The sequence below is a fragment of the Streptococcus sp. AM43-2AT genome, from assembly GCF_003603405.1.
Lineage (GTDB): Bacteria > Bacillota > Bacilli > Lactobacillales > Streptococcaceae > Streptococcus > Streptococcus ilei.
Map to the genome: position 1 here is coordinate 1 of NZ_QTND01000009.1, position 1648 is coordinate 1648.

The window sequence follows — 1648 nt, forward strand, 5'->3', positions numbered from 1 at the left end:
GCCGAAACAGGGCTACTAACTGTACGGCCAGATGGAGCCTTGGAACCAGCACTATAGAAAGTAGTGGTCCCCGTTACTGGTTTCGCAGTTGACTCAGAGGATGGGGCAGATTGTCCTGATGAAATAGGCTGTGTTTCTACCTTTGGCTCGTCTGCCTTCGTAACTTCTGAGCTAGCGACTGGAAGCTCTGTTACTGGAGCTGGCGCCACATATTGATGAGTCCCTACTTCTTGCTTTTCCTCGACAACTGGTGCTGAACTAGCTTGTGTCGTTACTGCTTCACTTTCAGTGACTGCCGACTCTTTCACTCCCACCTCATCGGCATGGGCAACTTGAGCTGAGGCAGCTAGCAATACAGCTGCACTGGCAAAATAAATGAAATCCTTTTTTCTCATTTTCATTCCCTTAATCATATTTTATACTCCCCTATTGTACCATATAGAATAGCAATACGAAAGTAATCTAAAGGATAACTCCTCTCTTCTTAAAAAAAATCCCATTAGAAGATTGGTAAGTTTTCAGCATAAGTGAAGTATTAATATCTTTAAAAAGAAAAACTCTTGAAAAGAGCTATTATCGATCTTTTCAGGAGTTTCTACAAATTAAAATTTGTTATTTATAACGTGGTGTCGCAAATCCGCGGATATTGCCGTGTCCAATACGGTAAACATTGCGTTTTACAGTACCAACAACACCGGAATTTCCTTCGATTGTATGAATCAATCCATTTTCGACGCGTTCTACAATCCCAATATGATCCGCAAATCCATCATTCGGTTGAGAGTATTGGTCCCAGTTAAAGGTAATAATATCACCCGCTTTTGGTGTAGAAGCTCCATCCTCATTCCAAATACCGAGACGCTTAAAGATTTGGATGTGGCGCTCTACCCCACACTCACGACCAATGAGATGACTAAGACCTTCGCGTTGGAAAACTGTTGTTACAAACACATCGCACCAATCATCAGAATTTTTCACAGCGTATCCAACTGGTAGGGGATTTATGCTATTGTAATCCTTGACCAATTGATGATGGGCTGCACTTCCACTTCGAACACCTACTAAATTTGCAGCTGCTCGAAGAACCCGATCTCGTTGTCCATTCGTAACACGAGGAGTGTATGCTGCTTGATCAACTGTCTCACGAGGTGAAAGAGCCGTTTGACCCAAGTCAAAACCTTCAACGCCACCATCCACATAGTCCACATAGACGTGAGTGGTGTAGTTCCCTTTCTGGTATTGGTGATTCGCTGCAGAGACTTGCACTTCTGTATGCGTACCAGAAGGTGCTGTAGTATACCAGTAGAGATTTTCTTGATGAGCTTGAGACCAAGCAGCAACACGGATATTCTTGATCCGACGTCCCTGAGGTGCTTGGTCTACTGTTACCGTAAAGGTTCCCGCACCAGAATTAACATTTTTGATTCCTGTTTGGGTCTTGGTCGTCAGATTTCTAAATTCCACTTCTGTGGTTGTTGTCCCAGCCCCTACACGCGAGCCATCATTTTGAATGTAATAAAGATGAACATGGTATTTGCCAGTAGAGTTCTTGTGATCGCTAGCCTTGACAGAAACCTTGTAGTCTCCGTTTGCTTGACGAGTCGCTTCGTACCAACGGATATCATCTTGGCCGTCCTTATCAGACCAG

Annotated in this window: 1 protein-coding gene and 1 pseudogene; both read right to left on the reverse strand. The window is 43.8% G+C overall.

Going from position 1 to position 1648, the window contains the following annotated elements:
• Positions 1-395, reverse strand: a pseudogene (locus DW930_RS10350) (N-acetylmuramidase); the annotation flags it as partial.
• A gap of 217 nt (positions 396-612) precedes the next feature.
• Positions 613-1648 (reverse strand): GBS Bsp-like repeat-containing protein (locus DW930_RS10355; protein ID WP_123159987.1); only part of this gene is annotated, 1036 nt, incomplete at its 5' end.